The organism is Acidiferrobacteraceae bacterium, from assembly GCA_037388825.1.
In the GTDB taxonomy this organism is placed as follows: domain Bacteria; phylum Pseudomonadota; class Gammaproteobacteria; order Acidiferrobacterales; family JAJDNE01; genus JARRJV01.
Window position 1 is genome coordinate 1 of record JARRJV010000037.1, and the last position, 20086, is coordinate 20086.

At 60.3% G+C, this 20086-nt stretch carries 27 protein-coding genes; 12 read left to right on the top strand and 15 right to left on the bottom strand.

Annotated features, from left to right (window positions below):
- Nucleotides 1-817: hypothetical protein (locus P8X48_08225; GenBank protein MEJ2107301.1), on the top strand; the 817-nt coding region annotated here is incomplete at its 5' end.
- Here P8X48_08225 and P8X48_08230 read toward each other — a convergent pair.
- On the bottom strand, nt 811-1215 hold the full coding sequence (locus tag P8X48_08230; GenBank protein MEJ2107302.1) for an RNA-binding S4 domain-containing protein: 405 nt from the start codon (nt 1213-1215) through the stop codon (nt 811-813). The genes P8X48_08225 and P8X48_08230 overlap by 7 nt on opposite strands.
- 122 nt (nt 1216-1337) lie before the next feature.
- Here P8X48_08230 and P8X48_08235 point away from each other — a divergent pair, with 122 nt between their 5' ends.
- From P8X48_08235 to P8X48_08250, 4 genes are all read left to right on the top strand, one after another.
- Nucleotides 1338-2498, top strand: a complete 1161-nt coding sequence (locus P8X48_08235; protein MEJ2107303.1) for a M20/M25/M40 family metallo-hydrolase — start codon at nt 1338-1340, stop codon at nt 2496-2498.
- A gap of 70 nt (nt 2499-2568) precedes the next feature.
- Nucleotides 2569-2964 (top strand): group II truncated hemoglobin, encoded by a 396-nt coding sequence (locus P8X48_08240; protein MEJ2107304.1) that lies wholly within the window; start codon nt 2569-2571, stop codon nt 2962-2964.
- Complete coding sequence (locus P8X48_08245) at nt 2961-3494, top strand: redoxin domain-containing protein (GenBank protein ID MEJ2107305.1); 534 nt, start codon at nt 2961-2963, stop codon at nt 3492-3494. The genes P8X48_08240 and P8X48_08245 overlap by 4 nt, the downstream gene beginning before the upstream one ends.
- A 63-nt stretch (nt 3495-3557) precedes the next feature.
- Nucleotides 3558-4061: a protein disulfide oxidoreductase gene (locus tag P8X48_08250; GenBank protein MEJ2107306.1), complete on the top strand. Its 504-nt coding sequence runs from the start codon at nt 3558-3560 to the stop codon at nt 4059-4061.
- On the opposite strand, the gene P8X48_08255 is transcribed toward P8X48_08250, so the two are convergent.
- The 7 genes from P8X48_08255 to P8X48_08285 all read right to left on the bottom strand — a co-directional run bounded on the left by P8X48_08255 (nt 4058) and on the right by P8X48_08285 (nt 8693).
- Nucleotides 4058-4498 (bottom strand): hypothetical protein, encoded by a 441-nt coding sequence (locus P8X48_08255; GenBank protein MEJ2107307.1) that lies wholly within the window; start codon nt 4496-4498, stop codon nt 4058-4060. The two genes, P8X48_08250 and P8X48_08255, sit on opposite strands and share 4 nt — an antisense overlap.
- A gap of 12 nt (nt 4499-4510) precedes the next feature.
- Nucleotides 4511-5188, bottom strand: a complete 678-nt coding sequence (locus tag P8X48_08260; GenBank protein MEJ2107308.1) for a HEAT repeat domain-containing protein — start codon at nt 5186-5188, stop codon at nt 4511-4513.
- Nucleotides 5189-5261: 73 nt separating this feature from the next.
- On the bottom strand, nt 5262-6212 hold the full coding sequence (locus P8X48_08265) for a 2-hydroxyacid dehydrogenase (protein ID MEJ2107309.1): 951 nt from the start codon (nt 6210-6212) through the stop codon (nt 5262-5264).
- Between the two features lie 35 nt (nt 6213-6247).
- Nucleotides 6248-7126 (bottom strand): Hsp33 family molecular chaperone HslO, encoded by an 879-nt coding sequence (gene hslO / locus P8X48_08270; protein ID MEJ2107310.1) that lies wholly within the window; start codon nt 7124-7126, stop codon nt 6248-6250.
- A 77-nt stretch (nt 7127-7203) separates the two neighbouring features.
- Nucleotides 7204-7521, bottom strand: a complete 318-nt coding sequence (locus P8X48_08275; GenBank protein ID MEJ2107311.1) for a PilZ domain-containing protein — start codon at nt 7519-7521, stop codon at nt 7204-7206.
- 183 nt (nt 7522-7704) lie between these two features.
- Nucleotides 7705-8187: a C40 family peptidase gene (locus tag P8X48_08280; protein MEJ2107312.1), complete on the bottom strand. Its 483-nt coding sequence runs from the start codon at nt 8185-8187 to the stop codon at nt 7705-7707.
- A gap of 2 nt (nt 8188-8189) precedes the next feature.
- Nucleotides 8190-8693, bottom strand: coding sequence for a hypothetical protein (locus P8X48_08285; GenBank protein ID MEJ2107313.1), 504 nt, complete (start codon nt 8691-8693; stop codon nt 8190-8192).
- Nucleotides 8694-8817: 124 nt separating this feature from the next.
- Between P8X48_08285 and P8X48_08290 the strand changes: the two genes are divergently transcribed.
- Nucleotides 8818-9342 carry a hypothetical protein gene (locus tag P8X48_08290; GenBank protein ID MEJ2107314.1) on the top strand — a complete coding sequence of 175 codons (525 nt, stop codon included), beginning with the start codon at nt 8818-8820 and terminating at the stop codon, nt 9340-9342.
- Nucleotides 9343-9363: 21 nt separating this feature from the next.
- Here P8X48_08290 and purB read toward each other — a convergent pair whose 3' ends face one another.
- From purB to P8X48_08310, 4 genes are all read right to left on the bottom strand, one after another.
- Nucleotides 9364-10734 (bottom strand): adenylosuccinate lyase, encoded by a 1371-nt coding sequence (gene purB, locus P8X48_08295; GenBank protein MEJ2107315.1) that lies wholly within the window; start codon nt 10732-10734, stop codon nt 9364-9366.
- Nucleotides 10735-10843: 109 nt separating this feature from the next.
- Complete coding sequence (gene mnmA, locus P8X48_08300; protein MEJ2107316.1) at nt 10844-11956, bottom strand: tRNA 2-thiouridine(34) synthase MnmA; 1113 nt, start codon at nt 11954-11956, stop codon at nt 10844-10846.
- Entirely contained in the window at nt 11953-12408 is a 456-nt protein-coding gene (locus tag P8X48_08305; protein MEJ2107317.1) for an NUDIX hydrolase, read from the bottom strand. Before P8X48_08305 ends, mnmA begins: the two co-directional genes overlap by 4 nt.
- 12 nt (nt 12409-12420) lie before the next feature.
- Entirely contained in the window at nt 12421-13032 is a 612-nt protein-coding gene (locus P8X48_08310) for a pseudouridine synthase (protein ID MEJ2107318.1), read from the bottom strand.
- A gap of 60 nt (nt 13033-13092) precedes the next feature.
- On the opposite strand from P8X48_08310, the gene icd reads away from it, so the two are divergent.
- Nucleotides 13093-14346 (top strand): NADP-dependent isocitrate dehydrogenase, encoded by a 1254-nt coding sequence (gene icd / locus P8X48_08315; protein MEJ2107319.1) that lies wholly within the window; start codon nt 13093-13095, stop codon nt 14344-14346.
- A gap of 68 nt (nt 14347-14414) precedes the next feature.
- Here icd and P8X48_08320 read toward each other — a convergent pair whose 3' ends face one another.
- Nucleotides 14415-14627 (bottom strand): cold-shock protein, encoded by a 213-nt coding sequence (locus P8X48_08320; protein MEJ2107320.1) that lies wholly within the window; start codon nt 14625-14627, stop codon nt 14415-14417.
- 354 nt (nt 14628-14981) lie between these two features.
- Between P8X48_08320 and clpS the strand changes: the two genes are divergently transcribed.
- The 3 genes from clpS to P8X48_08335 are packed head-to-tail and all read left to right on the top strand — an operon-like array spanning nt 14982 to nt 17536.
- Nucleotides 14982-15299: an ATP-dependent Clp protease adapter ClpS gene (gene clpS, locus P8X48_08325; GenBank protein ID MEJ2107321.1), complete on the top strand. Its 318-nt coding sequence runs from the start codon at nt 14982-14984 to the stop codon at nt 15297-15299.
- Between the two features lie 40 nt (nt 15300-15339).
- Complete coding sequence (locus P8X48_08330) at nt 15340-17331, top strand: AAA family ATPase (protein ID MEJ2107322.1); 1992 nt, start codon at nt 15340-15342, stop codon at nt 17329-17331.
- Nucleotides 17261-17536, top strand: coding sequence for a hypothetical protein (locus P8X48_08335; protein ID MEJ2107323.1), 276 nt, complete (start codon nt 17261-17263; stop codon nt 17534-17536). The genes P8X48_08330 and P8X48_08335 overlap by 71 nt, the downstream gene beginning before the upstream one ends.
- 44 nt (nt 17537-17580) lie before the next feature.
- On the opposite strand, the gene P8X48_08340 is transcribed toward P8X48_08335, so the two are convergent.
- Nucleotides 17581-18318 (bottom strand): hypothetical protein, encoded by a 738-nt coding sequence (locus P8X48_08340; protein ID MEJ2107324.1) that lies wholly within the window; start codon nt 18316-18318, stop codon nt 17581-17583.
- Nucleotides 18315-18866: a sigma-70 family RNA polymerase sigma factor gene (locus P8X48_08345; protein ID MEJ2107325.1), complete on the bottom strand. Its 552-nt coding sequence runs from the start codon at nt 18864-18866 to the stop codon at nt 18315-18317. The genes P8X48_08340 and P8X48_08345 overlap by 4 nt, the downstream gene beginning before the upstream one ends.
- Before the next feature lie 250 nt (nt 18867-19116).
- Between P8X48_08345 and P8X48_08350 the strand changes: the two genes are divergently transcribed.
- A complete protein-coding gene (locus P8X48_08350) occupies nt 19117-19536 on the top strand; it encodes a DsrE family protein (GenBank protein MEJ2107326.1) in 420 nt (139 codons plus the stop codon).
- 53 nt (nt 19537-19589) lie between these two features.
- Nucleotides 19590-20086 (top strand): hypothetical protein (locus tag P8X48_08355; protein ID MEJ2107327.1); only part of this gene is annotated, 497 nt, incomplete at its 3' end.

The window sequence follows — 20086 nt, forward strand, 5'->3', positions numbered from 1 at the left end:
TGCGCGACGGGGAAGGGATACGTTGCGCGAGCTGCTGCAGACTCATCCCCATATCGAGGACGCGTACTTTGTGCTCGGTATGTACGAATACATCGCCGGTTCCGTACCCCGCAGTCTGAAATGGCTGACTAGATTGTTCGACATCAGCGGTGACCGGCATCTGGGAATTCAGTATCTGGAGCGGGCTACGGCGAAGGCGCCGATCATGGCGCCGGAAGCGGCGCGCATCCTGCTTGCCGCTGCTGCGATTCAGCCGGAACATGCCCGGCCGTGCCGGTATCGACCCCTGGCGATCTATACCTATATGAACTTCCCGAAGAATCCCTATTTCTCCATGGCGTTGCAGCTGGTCGATGTGCATTGCGGTTACCCCGAGCAGGCACTTGCCCTGAACCAGATCGCCGTCGACCGGTACCTGAATGACTATGCGAGCCTGCGCAGTACGCTTGAGTTGGTGAGGTTGCAGGCCTACCGCAGCCTTGGTGATCTGAAGCAGGTCGACGCCATGAAGCCGAAGTTCATCAAGCGCGATGCGGCGTACTGGTATCTGGCCCGGGCGCAGACGCTCGATCTTCTTGGTCGGCGCGCCGAGGCAACGAAGATCTACCATGACCTGAAATGGGCGTCCCTGTACCCCAAAGAGTATCCGGAATTCAAAAAAGTCCCGGACTGGGTCCTCGACCAGGTGGAAATCTTCAGCAAGACCCCGTTCCAGAAGCCGAGGCGCGTCACCGTCGTAACCAAGGATGCCCTGCGCCTCAATGGGGCTTCCGTGGATCAGATGACCACGGCCATCTCCCGATTCGAAGCTCAGTAAGGATCGCGACCGCGCAGTCGCCGCAGGGCCCTGCGATCGCGTTTGCCGGGTCGCGCCGCGGGCGCTTCGCGATGCGGGATCGCGGATGTCGTATCAGCCTGCCGCCGTTTGACCTCGATTTCCTGATACAGCAAGCACGCCTCGCTGGCCGGCCCACGGCGCCCGGAAAGGCCGAGTACGCGCACGACCATCAGGTCGCCGGCCCGCTGTATGCGAAGCAGGTCCCCGGGCCGAACGCGCCGACCGGGTTTGGCGCGGGTTCCGTCCACATGAACCTTGCCGCCGGTGACGGCCTCCGTGGCCAGTTGGCGAGTGCGAAAGAAGCGGGCCGCCCACAGCCAGCGATCCACGCGAAGACCATTGTCCTCGAGCGTTTGATTGTTGTCCGGTTTTGACATAGGAGATGAATCACGCCAATGCAGTTTGCGCGCCGCAATTCGCGCACGCTAGAATCCGCGCCTGCATTGTAATCGCATGTCCCTGCCGGCCGGTACCGTCCTGGAGGCAGAATGGCTACTGAATGAACCAGCGTCAGAACAAATTCCTCGACAAGCTGCTGTCGATTCCAACCGCTCCGTTTCGCGAACAGCTGGTGCGTGATGCCGTTGTCGGGATGCTGGATAAGCGCAAGGTTCCGTACTTTGAGGACCCGGCGGGAAACCTTGTGATCGGGTTTGCGTCGCTCGCTGCCTACCAACGGGAACTCTCACGGACGGTGCGCGAACCCTTGCGGGTTCTGGTGGCGCACATGGATCATCCCGGCTTCCATGGACTTCGATGGCGGACACCGAAGTCCCTGGCGGTCCGGTGGCATGGGGGATCGCCGCGCAAACACCTGGCCGGGAGTCCCGTCTGGCTGGGGGATCGTGAGGGATATGTGGGGCAGGGATCCATGACCCGCGTGAAGATGCATCGTTCAGGGCATTTCATTGAGACCGCGGAAGTGCGCGTTGACAGGTCAAGGCTGGTGCGCGATGTGCCGGCTGCTGAACTGTTCGGCGGGTTCCGGTTTCGGGCACCGGTATGGCGCAGCGGCAAGCGAATCTACACCAAGGCCGCGGATGATCTGGTCGGCGTTTTTGCCATCGTCGAGACGGCTGTGGCGCTATTCCGCAAGGGCGCCCCGCGACGTCCCTTCGTGGGTCTGCTAACCCGGGGCGAAGAGGTTGGCTTTGTTGGTGCCATTGCTCATCTCGAAAGGAAGTGGCTGCAGGAGGCCCGCCGTCCTGTTGTGTTCGTGAGCCTGGAAACCTCCCGCGCCCTGGACGGGGCGCGAATTGGCAAGGGCCCGGTGGTTCGCCTGGGCGACCGGCGCACGGTGTTCGACGCCGGCGCGCTGCAGGTTCTGGCTGAGGTGGCCAGGCGCGTGCTTCCCGGAAAGCATCAGAAACGGATCATGGATGGCGGTGCCTGCGAGGCGGCGGCGGCCACGCTGTGGGGCGTGCCGTCCGTGGGGCTCTCCGTACCCCTGGGGAACTATCACAACCAGGGGTTCGAAGGGGGTCCGGATTGCCGCGGCGTGGACGGCCCCGCCCCCGAAATGGTGCACGAGGAGGACGTCGCGGGCTTGCTGGCCTTGTGCAAGGGACTGTTCGCCCGGGACCTCGACTGGAATCATCCGTGGACAGCAGCGCAACTAAAACTGCGCAAGAACTACCGCACATACCGCAAACACCTTTAGTTTGCATGCTTGTCCGAAAAGGGAATCTCGTCGACAATGCGCGCCCCATTGGCCCGCAGGAACTCCATCTATGATGAGTGAAAAACAGCCGACACCCTATGAACTGCTCGGCGGCGAGAGCGGCGTGCGCGCCCTGGTGGATCGTTTCTATGACCTGATGGATCAGCTGCAGGAGACGCAGGACATCCGCCGACTGCATCCGGCCGATCTGAGCGGTTCAAGGGAAAAGCTGTTCCTGTTTCTTTCCGGCTGGTTTGGCGGTCCGGGACGGTACGTGGAGCGGTACGGCCATCCCATGTTGCGGGCGCGTCACCTCTCATTTACGATCGGAGAACGAGAGCGCGATCAATGGATGTTGTGTATGGGGCGGGCCCTGGCGGAACAAGAGTTGGAACAGCAGGCACATGAGCAGTTGATGCAGGCCTTCATGCGGACAGCAGACCACATGCGAAACCGGGAAGAATGATGCAGCTGAATCGTCGTACCGTTCTGGTCAGCCTCGCCCTGGGCCTGGTATTGGTCGTCGCGTTTGTCGGTTTTCGCGTTCGGGAGCTGGTTCCTGACACCATTCGCGCCTGGCAGCAACGGGATCTGGTCCACGGTATGGCGCCACCGTTGATGGAGAGGTCCCTGGAAGGGCGGCGCGTATCCCTTGCCGATCTGCGTGGGAAACCGGTGCTCCTGCATTTCTGGGCGACTTGGTGCGGCACGTGTCGACTTGAACAGCCTTCCATCGAAGCCATCGCTCGCGATTATCAGGTCATCACCGTGGCTACCGACGGCTCCGATACTGCCGCTCTGAAGAAATACGTGAAGAGCCGCGGGATCAAGACGACGGTGATCGGCGACCGTTCCGCCCTTGCGGCGAGATTTGGCGTACGCGGGGTACCGACGGATGTTGTGGTCGACGGTCGCGGACAAATCCGGTCCGTGAAGCTGGGCTACAGCTCGCAATGGAGTCTGCGTTTTCGCCTTTGGCTTGCCGGACGCGATTGATTGCAACTCCAATCCCTGCCGGTTGTGGCAGGCCGGTAGTACGCCGACGCGCAATATTCCGTCATGAAGTGGCCCAATCGCCGAACCGTCCTTTCGAATCTTGCGTGGGTGCTCGCATTTGCCGTCATATATTCCGGAATCCGGGCCTGGCAGCATCGCGACCTCGTTCACGGTCTGGCCCCTCAGTTCAGCGCCACAACCCTGCAAGGAAAAACGTTCACCCTTGCAGGCAAGCGCGACAAGCCGCTGCTGGTTCATTTCTGGGCCAGCTGGTGCCGGATCTGCCGCATGGAACAGTCTTCTATTGATTCGATCGCCCGCGACCATGACGTCATTACGATTGCAATCGACGCAGCGGATCCGATTGCCCTGAAACGATATGTGCAGAACCATGGAATTCAGGCCAGTGTGATTCCGGATCGTTCGGGACTCGCCGCACGCTTTGGAATCCGTGGGGTACCCACGGATTTCATCGTCGACCGGGAAGGACGGATTCGATTCATCGAGGTCGGATACAGTTCCGAATGGGGGCTGCGCGCCCGCTTGTGGCTCGCCGGGCGCGACTAGCGCTGACGCCGATTGCGGTAGGAAGAGATTACCCGGACGATTTCCTGGTGGGGCAGTTGTTCACTGTCCCCATAGCGATCGAGGGCTGATCGGAGCAGGGCGTGGACGTCGATCGTGTCCCCGGGGGTGTCCACGCCCATAACCTGCTTCAGGCCCAGAAGGCCGCCGCACTGAATGCGAATTTCCTTGCCATGGGGCAGGGGCCCCGGGGTGCCCGGAGCATGCACCGCAAAGACCGCCTTCTCGTGCATGGCATCGAGAACGGAGCGACATATCTTCTGTGCATCGACCCGGGTGCAGGCGACCGCCTCACGCTCGGCCAGATTCAGTTTCTGTGCGAGTTCGCAACGGCAGCAGGTGCGCAGAATCGCCTTCTCGAACACGCAGGGAAGCGGGTTGAGTCGACGATAGGTCTCGCGGTAGATGTCTTCATCCATGGCCGACGTCCATCACTTGCCGGGGGAATCTGGCTCACCCTGTCGAAGGTGTTCGATGGATTCCGCCGCGATCTCCCGCACCTCATCATCGGAGTCTTTCAGGCGGGGCGTCAGTGTTTCGATCGCGCTGGCGTCTTCGGTGAGCCCAAGGTAATGGCATGCGTCAGCGCGCACCCTCGCATCGGCGTGCCCGCTCAAACGTGCGAGTTCCGGCACCAGCCTGCGCGCCAACCCGGTTCCTTCCAGTCCTTCGAGCAGGGCGCCGATTCCAACCCGGGTCTGGATCGCGGTCTCACTGTTTTCAATCAATGACACCAGATCCAGCAGCCGGGACGGCTTTTCCCGAATCATAAGCTCAACCCGGGCGAGCCCACCGTGCTGCAGGCGTTCATCGAGATAGTGGGTCATGCCTGATGGGTCGGCGCATTCCTCTACCCAGTGGCGCAGTTCCCCGCTTGTATGGGCACCTTCGAGCACGAACTCGCCAACCCTTGCCCAGGGAACGGAGCGCACGCCGTTCTGTTTCGCCACCGCGGGCTCGCGTTCCACATTGACCACTGTGAGTTCCCCGATGACACCTTCCTTGACCAGTTCACCCAGACCTTCGAGCATCTGTGCGCAGTAGGGGCAGCCCGGCCCCACGAGCAGGAGTGCGTGCGGGGGATTTCCTTTGGTGCTGACAGAAGACATGGCCGGAACGGGGCGTGAAGGACGATTATTTTCCGTCGCGAGGACCGATGGTGCAAGCTGGTACTGATTCAGGCTAAACGAGGTTCCTCGGCTCTCCACGAAGCCACGCCTCGATATTCCCGGCGACCCCGTCCAGCAGACGTTGTCGGGAGGACCGGCTTGCCCAGGCGATGTGCGGGGTGACGATAAGATTGGGGATGTCTGCGGCCAGAAGCGGGCTTTCGGCGCCGGGTGGTTCCTGGGCCAATACATCGATGCCGGCTCCACCGAGTCTTCCATCGCGCAATGCCGAAGCGAGGGCGGCTTCATCGACGATACCTCCGCGGGCAGTATTGATGAGTAGGGCGTCGGGTTTCATGCGTGTCAGTTCCCGTGGCCCAATCAGGTCGCGGGTTTCCTCCGTCAGTGGACAATGCAGGCTGACAACATCGGCCACGGCCAGGACCCGATCCAGCGGCTCCCGGCCCCTGGTCGGCTCCGTCCCCGGGCGCTGTGCCAGTATCACGCCCATGCCAAAGGCACGGGCCGTTTCTGCCACCGCTTTGCCCAGTTCTCCGTAGCCGACGATACCCAGCGTCTTTCCACCCAGTTCACGGATGGGGTGGTCGAGCAAACAGAACTGCCGGCTTTTCTGCCAGCGACCCTCAGCGATATCCCGGGTGTAGTCAGCCAGATGGGTGGTCAGGGAAAGGATCAGCGCGAATACATGTTGTACGACGGAGGGCGTTGCGTACCCGCGAACATTGCACACGGAGATTCCCAGCTCGTGCGCCGCCATCAGATCGATATTGTTGGTACCGGTCGCAGCGATACAAACCAGCTTCAGATTCGGTGCCTGTTCGAGGATCGCGCGGTCGAGAACGACCTTGTTGCTCACAACAATGCTCGCATCCCCGATGCGGGCGAGCGTCTTGTCCGCGGGCGTGTACTCAAACCACATCCAGTCCGATACAGCTGAAGTCAGTCGTGAAAGATCCAGGTCTTGGCGATCCAGACTCTCGCGATCCAGGAATACAGCAGTCACGGAATGGGCTCCCGAGATCGTTGCGTCGGCCAGAACTAGTGCCGGGTGGGTGAGGCCTGGTCTGTATTGGCCGCAGCGAAAATCTGTTCGATGTCGACTGCATCGAACTCGTAGTGCTGGCTGCAGAATTCGCAATCCACGGACACGGACCCACGTTCTTCCAGCAAGGACTGCAGGTCCTGGTAGCCGAGAATGCGCAAGGTACGGATCACGCGGTCACGGGAGCAGGAGCAGCCGAAGCGGAGCGGCCGGGGATCAAACAATCGCACGTCTTCTTCGTGGTACAGGCGATGAATGACCTCCCGTGGTGCCAGATCCAGTAACTCGTCGCCGGTCACAGTTTCCGCAAGCAGATTTGCCCGGTTCCAGTCTTCATCGGCGGATTCGCCCCGGACGCCGGGCATGCGCTGCAAGAGCAGGCCGCTGGCTCGGCGCCCGTCCGCCGCGAGCCACAGCCGTGTCGCCAGTTGTTCCGAGCGTTGCAGATAGGCCATCAGGACTTCAGCCACGGAACTTCCGTCGAGCTCCACGATTCCCTGGTAGCGCTCACGTCCGGCTTTGGGATCGATGGTGATGGCCAGTTTTCCACTCCCAACAAGTTCTGGAAGTGTGCCGTTGGCAGGCAATTCGCTCCACTTGGCCATACCACGCATGGTGCCCTGACTGTCGCATTCCATGACCAACAGGCTGATTGGTCCATCTCCCTGAATCTGAAGGATCAGGGAGCCATTGAACTTGAGGGTCGAGGCCAGCAGGGCAATCGCTGCCGCAAACTGGCCGAGAATGTTGCGCACCGGCTCCGGGTAGGCCCGGTCCTGGATCATCGATTTCCAGGTTGCATCCAGGTGAACGAGTTCGCCTCGTACGGGGCTGCCTTCGAGCAGGAAGCGTTGCAGGGTATCTTCGACAAACATGCTTGAAACAATGGGGTCAGTTCCCGAAGGATACACCCTAACGCCGCGGTCGGCGATGCGGGACCGCAGTGGCCGGTTCAGGTCTCGTGCAGGACTTTTCGCAGGGCCTGGTAGTCGGCTGCTTCGATGTCGTGAAAGCGAAGTGCCGCGCCTTCGTCGGTAATGCGAACGATGCGGGCGGTCAGCCGCAATGGCGCCGCGCCGGGCTGTTGCCAGCCGGTAAATACGGCATCCACCGGGACATTTTCACTCAGATTGACGCGGCTGGTATGGACGAACATCCCTTCCATGCACAGATCGCGGGTCTTGCAGGGAAGCAGGCCAAGCCGGTTATAGTACAGCGCCACGTTGATGCTGATTTCACGGCGTGTACTGAGTCTGCGCTCTTTTCGCATGAGTCCTCCTTGTAGCTCATCCCCGAATGCCCGCTGGCAGCGGGCGGGGCTCTGTCGGTTCGGGGCCGCGGATATTCCGTCCCGCTCTGGCACCGGCTGATGCGTCGAACTTCCAAGTATAGACCATGGCTACAGGCGGGCAGGCGGGCAGGCGGGTGCCTGGAACCGCCGAAAAACCGCGATCTACCAGGGGAGAAAGCGTCGGGTGCTGGAGAGGTGCCGTCTCCAGTATGGATTGCTTAGACTGGAGACGCGTACGCGTTTTCCGGAGGAAGGTGCGTGAACGAAGCGCTTCCCGCCGATATAGATGCCCACATGGGAATAGCGTCGACCCTGTTCGTTGAAAAACAACAGGTCTCCGGGCCTCAGCTGCTTCACCGGAACCCAGTGGGTGGAGCGATATTGCGTCCTGGTACTGCGGGGAACATTCAGGCCGGCCAGATGATAGCTGTATTGCACAAGGCCACTGCAGTCAAATCCCTCTCGCGGGGCGTTTCCTCCATAGTGATAGCGGGTTCCCACGAACTTCTGCGCATAGCTCGCAGCGCGAACACCGTAGGGATTGCTGCCATGGCGCGCGGAAGGGGGGTATGGACTGGTCGAGGCGCAGGCCGAGATGGCCAGCAGTCCGGCGAACAGGAAGAGGGAGAGAGCGGGCCGAATCACACCTACCTTCCCAGTCCCAGTACGTGTAGACCGCTGATGACGACGCTGCGTTCCCACATGCGATCAAAGCGATTTGAGAAAGCACCTGCGCGGGTCGTGTCTTCCAGATCCACGACGCACTGCGCCTTTTCGGAATCGGCCTGATGCAGATAGCCCTTGTTGTCGACGACCATGAACATTTCGGCCGTCGCTGCCGTCTCCTCACCCAGCTGCCGTATTTCGATCAGGTCACTGATGCGCCGCGCCAGGTTAACCAGTCGACCATTCTCGCGAACCGTTCGGTCGCCCTGTTCGACGAGGAAGCGGACACGATTCTGGGGGGCAGTGGTACAGAATGTCGCCAAGGCGGCGACAGTGTCGGCAGAATTGAAGAAGAGGGGGTTGAGACTTGGTGCATAGATCGCAAGCTTGCGGCTGGCCTTGCCGATGGACTCGGCAATGGCGACGGACATTTCTTCCCGGCCGGTCGCGCGATGCGGTTCGCGAATGTTACCGTCTTGTTGCACGTCTAGGTTTCCCCTATCGGACAGAACGCTGTATATATAATGTTGGAGTTACGTTATAACTGCTTGTGCTGAATTACAACTGAAAAAAGTATAGCCGCTGGACAAGAGTGGAGGAGATAACAATATGAAATCGTATATTCAGGGCAGTCTCGTAATCGTTTCCATCCTGTTGTTCATCTGGGGCATGGGTATCCTGATCATGTTGAGCGACCCACGCGGACTCGCCAGTCTCGGGACCGTGGACACCGCAACTCTCTCGATCCTTGCCGTTTCCCTACTTGGGTTTTCGTTGGTCGCATTGGTGACAGCCCAGGATCCAAAGAAAGAGATCGTCTACTCCCTGGGCGCTGTGCTGGTGTTGATTTGCCTTGCCGCGGCTTTCCATATGATCAAGACGCACGACCTGGCGATGTCGATCAAGAACGTGATCAGTCTGATTGTGGCGCTGGGCTCCGCCATCTATCTGATCGTTGCGCAGAATTCGGTTTCCCGGGCAACTGTTGCGCGCCCCAGGGCCGCACCTCGTCCGGCACCGGCGCCAAGGCCGAAGGCGGCGTCTCGCCCCGCCCCGGCGCGCAAGAAGGCCGCTACCAGGAAGAAGGCGAAGAAGAAGAAAACCGCGAAAAAGAAGACCAAGGCGCGCCGCTAGAGTCGCGGCGAAACGCCCGCTTCAGCTGGTGTTCTTCCTTGCCTGTGCGGCGGCGTTGCCGGTATAGCTGGCGGGAGTCAGCGCCAGCAGATGCTCGCGCGCCGCTTCCGGGATGTCCAGTTTGCGGATGAAGTCGTGCAGGGAGTCCCGGTCGATGTGGTCCTTGCCCCGCGTCAGTTCCTTCAGTTTCTCGTACGGCTGCGCGATTCCGTAGCGGCGCATCACGGTCTGCACCGCCTCGGCCAGTACCTCCCAGCGCTGATCGAGATCCTGCTGAAGCCGCACCGGGTCGGCCTCCAGTTTGCCCATGCCCCGAAGGGTCGAGCCATAGGCGACCATGGCATAGCCGAGTCCCACACCCAGATTGCGCAGGACGGTGGAATCGGTCAGATCCCGTTGCCAGCGGCTGATGGGCAGCTTTGCCGAGAGATGGTCAAGGATCGCGTTGGACAATCCGAGGTTCCCTTCGGAGTTCTCGAAGTCAATCGGGTTCACCTTGTGCGGCATGGTGGAGGAACCGACCTCGCCGGCGACGACTTTCTGGCGGAAGTATCCGAGGGAGATGTACCCCCAGATGTCGCGGTCGAAGTCGATGAGGATGGTATTGAGTCGGGCGACTGCATCGAACAGTTCGGCGATGTAGTCGTGCGGTTCGATCTGGGTCGTGAAGGGGTTCCACTGGAGCCCCAGCTTTTCGACGAACCCGCGGGCAATGACCTCCCAGTCGACCTCGGGGTAGGCGGCCAGATGGGCATTGTAGTTCCCGACCGCGCCATTGATCTTGCCAAGGATCGCGACATTCGCGATCTGGTCGCGCTGCCGTTGCAGGCGGTATGCGACGTTGGCCATCTCTTTGCCCACGGTGGTGGGCGATGCCGGTTGCCCGTGGGTTCGGGAGAGCATGGGCTGGTCTGCATAGATGTGTGCCAGTTGTTCGATGGCGCCGATCACCTCGTCCACTTCCGGCAACAGGATATTGTCCCGTGCCTCCGTGAGGATCAGTCCATGGGACAGGTTGTTGATGTCCTCGGAGGTGCAGGCGAAATGGAAGAATTCGCTGATTCGTGCAAGGGCGGGATCGTCGGCGGTCTTTTCCTTGAGGAAGTATTCCACCGCTTTCACGTCATGATTCGTCGTGCGTTCGATCTCCTTGATGTGCTGCGCATCGCTTTCGTCGAACTCATCGACCAGGCGGTCGAGCAGGGAGATGCTTGCCGCCGGCAGTGCCGCGACCTCTTCGATCGTCGGGTTTTCCGCAAGCGCCTGCAGCCAGCGGACCTCCACCAGTACACGATGACGAATCAGGCCATACTCGCTGCACACCGGGCGCAGGGTTGCGGTCGCACGATGATAGCGCCCGTCCAGCGGTGACAAGGCGGTCAGGGTGCTCATCGTAGGGGCCGATGTGGGATTTATGGTTTGACTCATGAGGCTGCCTGCTTTGTGTTGTTCCCGGGCCTGGCCCGGCGCCGCTACGTGGATCGCAGCAGCGACCGGAATTCTACCAGATCGCGGCCTTCTTCACGGACGCCTCCACGCGGGTATTGATGACTCCGCCCCCGAGGCATGCTTCGCCGTCATACAGGACCACCGATTGACCCGGCGTGATCGCTCTCTGCGGGCGCTCAAACCGTATGCGTAGCCCGTGCGCGCCGTCCGCTTCGACCCGGGCCACTTCGTCTTTCTGGCGATACCGGATCCGGGCGGTACAACGGCGGGGAAGACCGGGGGCGGCTCCACCGACCCAGTGCAGGTCACCTGCCAGGAGCTCCTCGCCGTACAGGGCCGGGTGGTCCAGTCCCTGAACCACGTACAGGATGTTCCGCTCCAGATCCTTGCCCGCCACGTACCACGCCTCTCCGGGTCCGCCGATTCCGAGCCCGTGGCGCTGGCCGATGGTCGCGTACATCAGCCCCTTATGTCGCCCCTTCAGTTCCCCCTCGAGGCTTCGTATCTCCCCTGGCTGCGCCGGCAGGTAGCGCGCCAGAAAGTCGCGGAAGCGGCGCTCGCCAATGAAACAGATACCGGTGCTGTCCTTGCGGTCGTGGTTGGTGAACCCGGCACGGTGTGCAATCTCGCGTACCTCGGTCTTGTGCAAATCGCCCAGCGGAAACCGGGCTGATTCCAGTTCCCGTTGACCAAGCATATACAGAAAGTACGTCTGGTCCTTGTCCCGATCCGCCGCGCGCAGCAGACGCACGCGTCCGTCCACGTGGTCCCGGCGTGCGTAGTGCCCGGTTGCGATGCAGTCGGCACCCAGGTCCAGCGCGTAGTCGAGAAAGGCCTTGAACTTGATTTCACGATTACAAAGAACATCGGGATTGGGTGTACGGCCGGCGCGATATTCCTTGAGGAAGTAGTCGAATACCCGGTCCCAGTATTCGGTGGAGAAGTTCACCGTCCGCAGCGGAATCTCCAGCTGCGCACAGACTTCGCGCGCGAAGCCCAGGTCCTCCTCGGCGGAGCAATAGTCCTCGTCGTCGTCCTCTTCCCAGTTCTTCATATACACGGCGGTGACGCGCTTGCCCTGTTCCAGCAGCCGCAAGGCGGCGACCGAGGAGTCCACGCCACCGGAAAGGCCTACCGCGACATGTTCGGCGGTCTTGCTGTTCATGCGCCCGGGTCCATGTGCCTGAGAATCTCCAGGGACACCCGTTGACCGGCGAGGTAGTCGCGAACACCCTGTTCCACCTGCGGGCTGCGATGGATGGCGCGCGCAGCAGCCAGTTCGTCCAGGCTCAGCCAGACCGTACGCCGAATGCCTTTGTCCAGGGATTGCTCGGGATGATGAGTCAGAAGGTGTCCGCTGAAGGCAAACCGCAGATAGGTGCGATCACGCCGGGGATAGGGCCAGAGATAGATGCCAACCAGCGCATCGGGAGCGAAGTCCCACGCCGTTTCTTCGCGCGTTTCGCGAATGGCTGCGTCGGTCAGTGATTCGCCGGATTCCAGGTGTCCGGCGGGCTGATTCAGACGCACACCCTCATCGGTATCTTCCTCCACGAACAGGAAACGACCGTCGCGCTCGACCACGGCGGCAACAGTGACATGGGGTCTCCAGATCATGGGCGGACCATATCAGAGCGACGGGTCGGCCGCACGCCACTGCCCGGGAGCAAGATCGTCCAGTTGCCACGGGCCGACCGAGATGCGTACGAGCCGCAGCGTGGGGTATCCGACGGCGGCCGTCATGCGCCGCACCTGGCGATTGCGTCCCTCGCGGAGAACGATCTCCAGCCAGGAGGTGGGGATTGCGCGCCGGTAGCGAATGGGAGGATCGCGCGGCCACAGCTGTGGTTCTGCGTCCAGGACGCGCGCCTCGGCAGGTCGTGTTATTCGGCCGTCGAGCTCAACCCCGTGGCGCAGTCTCTGGAGAGCGACATCGTCCGGCTGTCCCTCGACCTGGACCCAGTATGTCTTTGCCAGCTTGTGTTCGGGATCGCTGATTCGATGTTGCAGACTTCCGTCGTTGGTCAGAATGACCAGGCCCTCGCTATCCCGGTCCAGACGGCCGGCGGGGTAGACATCTCGCACCGGCAGGATGTCCGCCAGGGTCGCGCGGGCCTCGCTGTCCGTGAATTGGCACAGGGTGCCAAAGGGCTTGTTCAGGAGAATCAGACGTGCGGGTTCGCGGCGACGGGATGGTCGTCTGCTGCGATTCCGTCTGGATCTGATGTTACTATCCGCCAAGGTTCACCGGGCCGCCGCGCGGCCGCTTTTCCGAGTCATCCTTTTATAGTGGAGTTTGAAATGTCCTTCGACAAGATCGTGGTTCCGGCCGACGGCGAGCAGATTTCCGTGCGTGACGGCGCGTTGCAAGTGCCCGAGCGGCCCATCATTCCCTTCATCGAGGGAGACGGTACCGGGATCGATATCACGCCTGTGATGCGCAAGGTCGTGGATGCCGCGGTGGACAAGGCCTATGAAGGAAAGCGCAAGATCGCCTGGATGGAGATCTATGCCGGAGAGAAGGCGACCCGCGTGTATGGCGAGGGCGTATGGTTGCCGGATGAGACCATGACGGCGGTGCGCGACTATGTGGTTTCCATCAAGGGACCGCTGACCACACCCGTGGGCGGGGGGATACGTTCACTCAACGTAGCCCTGCGCCAGGACCTGGACCTGTATGTGTGTCTGCGGCCGGTGCGTTATTTCACAGGCACCCCGAGCCCGGTGAAGGAGCCCGAGAAGACCGACATGGTGATCTTTCGCGAGAACTCGGAAGACATCTATGCCGGCATTGAATGGGCCGCCGGGACACCGGAGGTAGAAAAGCTAATCGAATTCCTCCAGGGAGAGCTGGGAGTACGCAAGATCCGCTTCCCGGAGACTTCCGGGATCGGGATCAAACCCGTTTCCCGCGAAGGGACACGACGGCTGGTGCGCAGGGCGATCGAGTACGCGATTGCGAACCATCGATCATCGGTGACCCTGGTGCACAAGGGAAACATCATGAAATTCACCGAGGGCGCTTTCAAGAACTGGGGTTATGAGCTGGCGAAAGAGGAATTCGGAGCCGAGGAGATCGATGCTGGCCCGTGGTGCCGTATGCGCCACCCCGAGACCGGTGCCGAGATCATCATCAAGGATGTGATTGCCGATGCCTTCCTGCAACAGATCCTTTTGCGTCCCGAGGAGTACAGCGTGGTCGCCACGCTCAATTTGAACGGCGACTATATCTCCGACGCCCTGGCGGCCCAGGTCGGAGGCATTGGTATCGCGCCGGGAGCCAATCTGTCGGACTCGGTGGCCATGTTCGAAGCCACTCACGGCACCGCACCCAAATACGCGGGCAAGGACCAGGTCAACCCCGGTTCGCTGATCCTGTCGGCGGAGATGATGTTGCGGCACCTGGGCTGGATCGAGGCGGCCGATGCCATCATCCGTGGAATGCAAGGGGCGATCCAGGCGAAGACGGTGACCTATGACCTGGCGCGCCTGCTGCCCGATGCCACAAAGCTGAGTTGCTCGGGCTTTGGTGATGCCGTGATTGCGCACATGTAAGGCGATGGCGGACGACCAGAAAAAACCCGGCCGGGGCCGGGTTCTGGAAGTCGGGTTCGTGGTACGTCCTAGTCTTTCGCGCTGGCCTGTATGTTGTAGGCCTGCGGACCTTTCGGCCCCTGTTGCACTTCGTACTCAACAGCCTGGCCTTCCTTCAGGGTCTTGAAACCGTCCATCTGGATTGCCGAGAAGTGCGCGAAGACATCTGCGCCGCCATCGCTGGGCGAGATAAAGCCATAGCCCTTCGTGGCGCTAAACCACTTTACGGTACCTGTTGCCATCATACTTCCTCCCACTGCCTAGCCTGGTGTTTCAGCATCGACGCACCCCTCGGTGCGCCTACCGGCGGGCATGACCGTTTCTTTACGGTTCTTTCCGGGTTTTCCCGAGCTCGCTTCGGCTTGTCCACCGGACGATCGCCAGGTTGTGGCGCCATCCGAGCCAATCAATCTTGCCCGTTTTTCGTTGCAAGTCAAGGGCTTTGCCCGTTTGAAACCCGGGGAAACGCACCCAGTGCCATGAAATTCATGCCAGATTCGTGGTTGAAATTTGGCCGCACGGGCGGAAAATAATGGAAGGAAACTTGTCCCCGGATTGGTCTAACATATAGGAATAGAGAGACGACCCCTGTAACGATGTCTACCGAGCGGCCTGAACATATCGACGACCTGGTCGTCCAGGAAGCGAAACCCCAGGTCAAGAAACCGCCGATGTACAGGGTGCTCCTGCTGAACGATGACTATACTCCTATGGAGTTTGTCGTGATCGTACTGGAGCGCTTCTTCTCCATGACGCGGGAGAACGCCACCCGTATCATGTTACAGGTGCACCAACAGGGTATGGGCGTGTGCGGGGTGTTTGCCCGCGAGATCGCCGAAACCAAGGTGCATGAGGTAACCGAATTTTCGCAGCAGAATGAACATCCGCTGCAATGCACCATGGAGCCGGACTAGATCGATTTCAGTAGTAGGGCAGTAGCCCAGAGGTGGTCACGTGTTATCACAAGAGCTGGAGTTTTCACTCAATAGTGCCTTCCGGGATGCCCGGACACGCGGCCATGAATACATCACTGTCGAGCATCTCCTTGCCGCACTGCTCGACAATCCCTCCGCGGTAAAGGTCCTGCGCGCCTGCGGCGGCAAGGTCAACGAGGCCCAGCCGACAATCGGTTTTCAGCGCGTGATCCAGCGCGCCGTTCTGCACGTGCAGGGCGTTGGCAAGAAAGAGGTTACGGGCGCCAATGTTCTGGTAGCGATCTTTGGCGAGAAGGATTCGCACGCGGTCTATTTCCTTCATCAGCAAAACATCAGCCGCTTTGACGTGGTCAACTTCATTTCCCACGGGATCTCCAAGGTGCCGGATGAGGGGCAGAATGAACTGCCCGCACCCGAGGAGGCGGAAGAGGGCGCCGGTCAGGCGGCCGAGCGCAGCCCGCTGGACCTGTTCACCGTCAATCTCAATGAACAGGCGCGATTGGGCAAGATTGACCCCCTCATTGGCCGCGAAGCCGAACTGGAGCGAACCATCCAGGTGCTGTGCAGGCGACGGAAAAACAATCCCCTGTTCGTGGGCGAGGCCGGCGTGGGCAAGACCGCGATTGCGGAAGGTCTCGCCAAGAAGATCGTCGATGAAGAAGTGCCGGAGGTTCTCGCGGACTCGACGATCTATTCACTGGACATGGGCGCTTTGCTGGCCGGGACCAAGTACCGCGGCGATTTCGAGAATAGGCTCAAGGCCGTTATCGGACAACTCAAGAAACAGCCCAATGGGGTTCTGTTCATTGACGAGATCCACACCATTATTGGTGCCGGAGCGGCGTCCGGGGGCGCGATGGATGCGTCAAATCTCTTGAAGCCGGCCCTGGGCTCCGGTGAGCTGAAATGCATCGGTTCGACCACCTACCAGGAATACCGCGGTATTTTCGAAAAGGATCGCGCGCTGTCCCGGCGGTTCCAGAAGATCGATGTGACCGAGCCTTCCGTGGACGAGACAGTACAGATCCTGCGGGGTCTGCGCTCCCGCTTCGAAGAGCACCATGGTGTGCGCTACACCCAACAGGCGCTACGCAGCGCGGTGGAGTTGTCGTCGCGCTACATCAACGACCGACACCTGCCGGACAAGGCCATCGACGTGATCGACGAGGCCGGCGCCGGCATGCGGCTGGTGGCACCCAGCAAACGCAAGAAGACGATTGGTGTTCACGATATCGAAATGATCGTTGCCAAGATGGCGCGCATTCCTCCGAAGCAGGTGTCGAGCTCGGATCGTCAGACGCTTCGCAACCTCGACCGCGACCTGAAAATGGTGGTCTATGGACAGGACGAGGCGATTGATGCATTGTCCACCTCCATCAAGCTGTCCCGTGCCGGTCTGGGTGACGAGGATCATCCCATCGGTTGCTACCTGTTTGCCGGCCCTACCGGTGTGGGCAAGACCGAGGTTACGCGGCAGCTGGCCATGACCATGGGCGTGGAACTGATTCGCTTCGACATGTCCGAATACATGGAGCGCCACACGGTATCCCGCCTGATCGGTGCACCCCCCGGCTATGTCGGATTCGACCAGGGCGGGTTGCTGACCGATGCCATCAACAAGCATCCCCATGCGGTGCTGTTGCTGGACGAGATCGAGAAAGCACATCCGGATGTATTCAACCTGCTGCTGCAGGTGATGGATCATGGGACCCTTACGGACAACAATGGACGGAAGGCCGATTTTCGCAACGTAGTAATCGTGATGACGACAAACGCCGGGGCCGAGAAGCTGCAGCGCCGCTCCATGGGCTTTGCCGAGCAGAGTCATCGTGGCGATGAATTGCAGGAGATCAACCGCATTTTCAGCCCGGAGTTCCGTAATCGCCTGGACGCGATCATCAACTTCAAGTCGCTGGACGAGGAAGGAGACCATCAAGCACGTGGTCGACAAGTTCATCCTCGAACTGGAGGCGCAGCTTGCGGACAAGAACGTCACCATCGATCTCGATGACGAGGCGCGCGAATGGCTTGCGAAACATGGCTACGATCCCAGTATGGGGGCGCGGCCCATGGCGCGACTGATTCAGGACAAGATCAAACGCCGGCTCGCGGATGAACTCCTGTTCGGCGCGCTGTCGGACGGGGGTGAGGTCAAGGTCCGTGTGCGGGACGACGATCTGGACTTCGACTACGCCGGAACCCGGGCGACCACCTGAAGTTGGCAGCAACGGCGCCCTGTCGCGGGGCGCCGTATCCTTCCCTAGGCCTTTACGTAGACCCAGCCTTCATTGAGGCGCAGGAGAATCTGATCCAGCGCGGAAGGCACCACCCGCACGCCTGGCAACAGGTGCGGATTGATCTTCTTCTCCAGCCTCAGCCGTTCCAGCGTTCGCTTGCACGCGAGGAAGCTGACGTTGGGGTACTGTTTCTGAAGCTGGGCGATGCGCCGGCCAAAATGGGATACATCGCTGCGCAGGAGGTCCAGACCCCCGGAATTGGCAATGATCTCGAGTTGCAGTTTCTTATGTTCCTTGCGATAGGAACTCAACAGATTCTGAGCCTCATCAAGGGCCGATTCCATGTCCCCGGGGTCGTGACTGCTCACATGGAGGATTGCCCGGAGATCCTTGGCCGATGTGCCGATCGGTTGAGCCAGCGTGTGCAGTGAACTCGATGAGAATGAATAGGGCTCGCCGCCACTGGTGCCCGGCACCTGGTGCGTGGACCAGCCCACCGCAAAGCCCAGCAAAAGCAGGACGCCGGCGGCAATGGACCGATTCCAGGACATGCGGGGAAACAGCCGTGGACGCCGCGCTGCCGTATCTTCGAGGAATGCGGCACGAACGAGGTCCCGCACGCGACGGTACTCGTGGAGTCGTCGGCGCAGGTCGGGATTGCTACTGACTTCCCCAAGGACCCGTTGCTCCTCGGTATCCTTGAGTTCCCCGTCCAGCAGTTCGCACAGGATGCCGTTGTTGATTTGTCTTCCCGACTTCATTTAATTCTCCGTAGGGCAACAACTTGGGGCTCAATCGAGTCGCCGCCAATATCGAACAGGGCCTGGCGCAGTGTCTCCCGTGCGCGGCAAATCCGGCTGGTGACCGTGCCGCGCGGAATGTCCAGAATTTCGGCTACTTCATCATAGGAAAAACCTTCGATGTCCACCAGGGACAGCGCTTCCCGTTGCGAGACAGGAAGGGTGGCGATGGCTCGCCGAACGCGTGCGATCAGTTCCGAACGCTCCAGGTCGCCGTCCACGGACAACTCTTCCAGAACCTCCGGATCATCAATATCGATCGTATTGCGATGGCGTCGCAAATGGTCGCGCCAGCAGTTACGCAGAATATCGAACAGCCAGGCATCCATGGCCCGCGTGGAACGTAACTGGTTTAGCTTGCGAAAGGCCTTGCTGAGGGTTTCTTGGACCAGATCATCGGCCAGGGCGGGGTCCTGGCACCACGATATGGCAATGCGGCGAAGGCGTCGGCGCCGCTCGCGCAGTCTGATCGTAAATTCCCACAGCTGGCCGACAAGGACCTGTGCCATGGCTCCTCCACTGTTTAGTAGTAGTTTTTCGTTACCATACCAGTGGGCCGCGACCTTGCCCAGCCGGATTGGAATGTTAAGGAAATATTAAGAATTTTTTGAAATTTTATGGATACATTTTGGCCGCTGTTGCGTCTCAACGTATACGGGAAGAAATACGACGACAAAACGGGGAGTTCCGTGGCCGTAATCCGCGGGCGATCCTGGTGATTCTTTCCGAAGTATTAAAATCCAACTAGGAGGAGTTGTTATGCGTAAGTCGCTTGTATCCGGCATCCTCGTCGGATTCTTGGTGTTGTCTGCTGGAATCGCCCATGCGGCGAACAAATTTGTTCTCCAGATCAGCGATGCCAGCGCTCAAAAGCAGACCCTGGTCCTGAACGTTGCCAACAATCTGGAAAAGCACTACGGCGTCGGTAACGTGGATGTGGAAATCGTGGCCTTCGGCCCGGGTCTGCGCCTGCTGTTCGCCGACAACATACGGAAGGACCGCATCCAGACTCTGAACATGAATGGCGTTCGGTTTTCCGCGTGCAGCAATACAATTCATGGTATGAGCAAGATCCTGGGCAAACCTCCGGCTCTCAATTCGCGGGCCAAGGTTGTTCCCGGCGGCGTCGTCCGTATCGCGGATCTGGTGAGCCAGGGCTATATCCTGATTCGTCCCTGATCCACGCTGTAATGGCAGCAAAAAACAGAACCTGAAAAACAGGAGGAGCACTCGTGAATTTCAAAAAACTAACCATGGCGTTCGCCGTGGCCGGCACCATGTTGGCGGCCGGAAACGCGCAGGCCACGAACTGGCTGAGGCTACAAGGCGTAGAAGACCCGGGTAGCGGTGGCCGTGCCAAGGTCTGGGGCTTCCTGCAGCCTACTTACCAGAAAGACCTCAGCCCGGGAACCGGCCCGGAACCGACCCGTATTGGCCCGAATCTGGACGGCCAGGAACAGTTCCAGCTGTTTCGCGCCCGTATCGGTGTTCGTGGTACCGCGCTGCCGCTGGATGATTCGGTCGACTATTTCATCATGGCGGAGTTCGGCCACAATGGCGCCACAGATGGTGGTATCTACGGACAGCGGAGCCCGGCCCGGCTGATGGATGCCAGTGTTACCGTGAGCATGGTTCCAAGAGCTCGCGTGCGTTTCGGTCTGTTCAAGACCCCCGGACCGGAAGAGACCTTTCAGGGCATCCCGGCCTTGGACTACATCAACTTCACGTG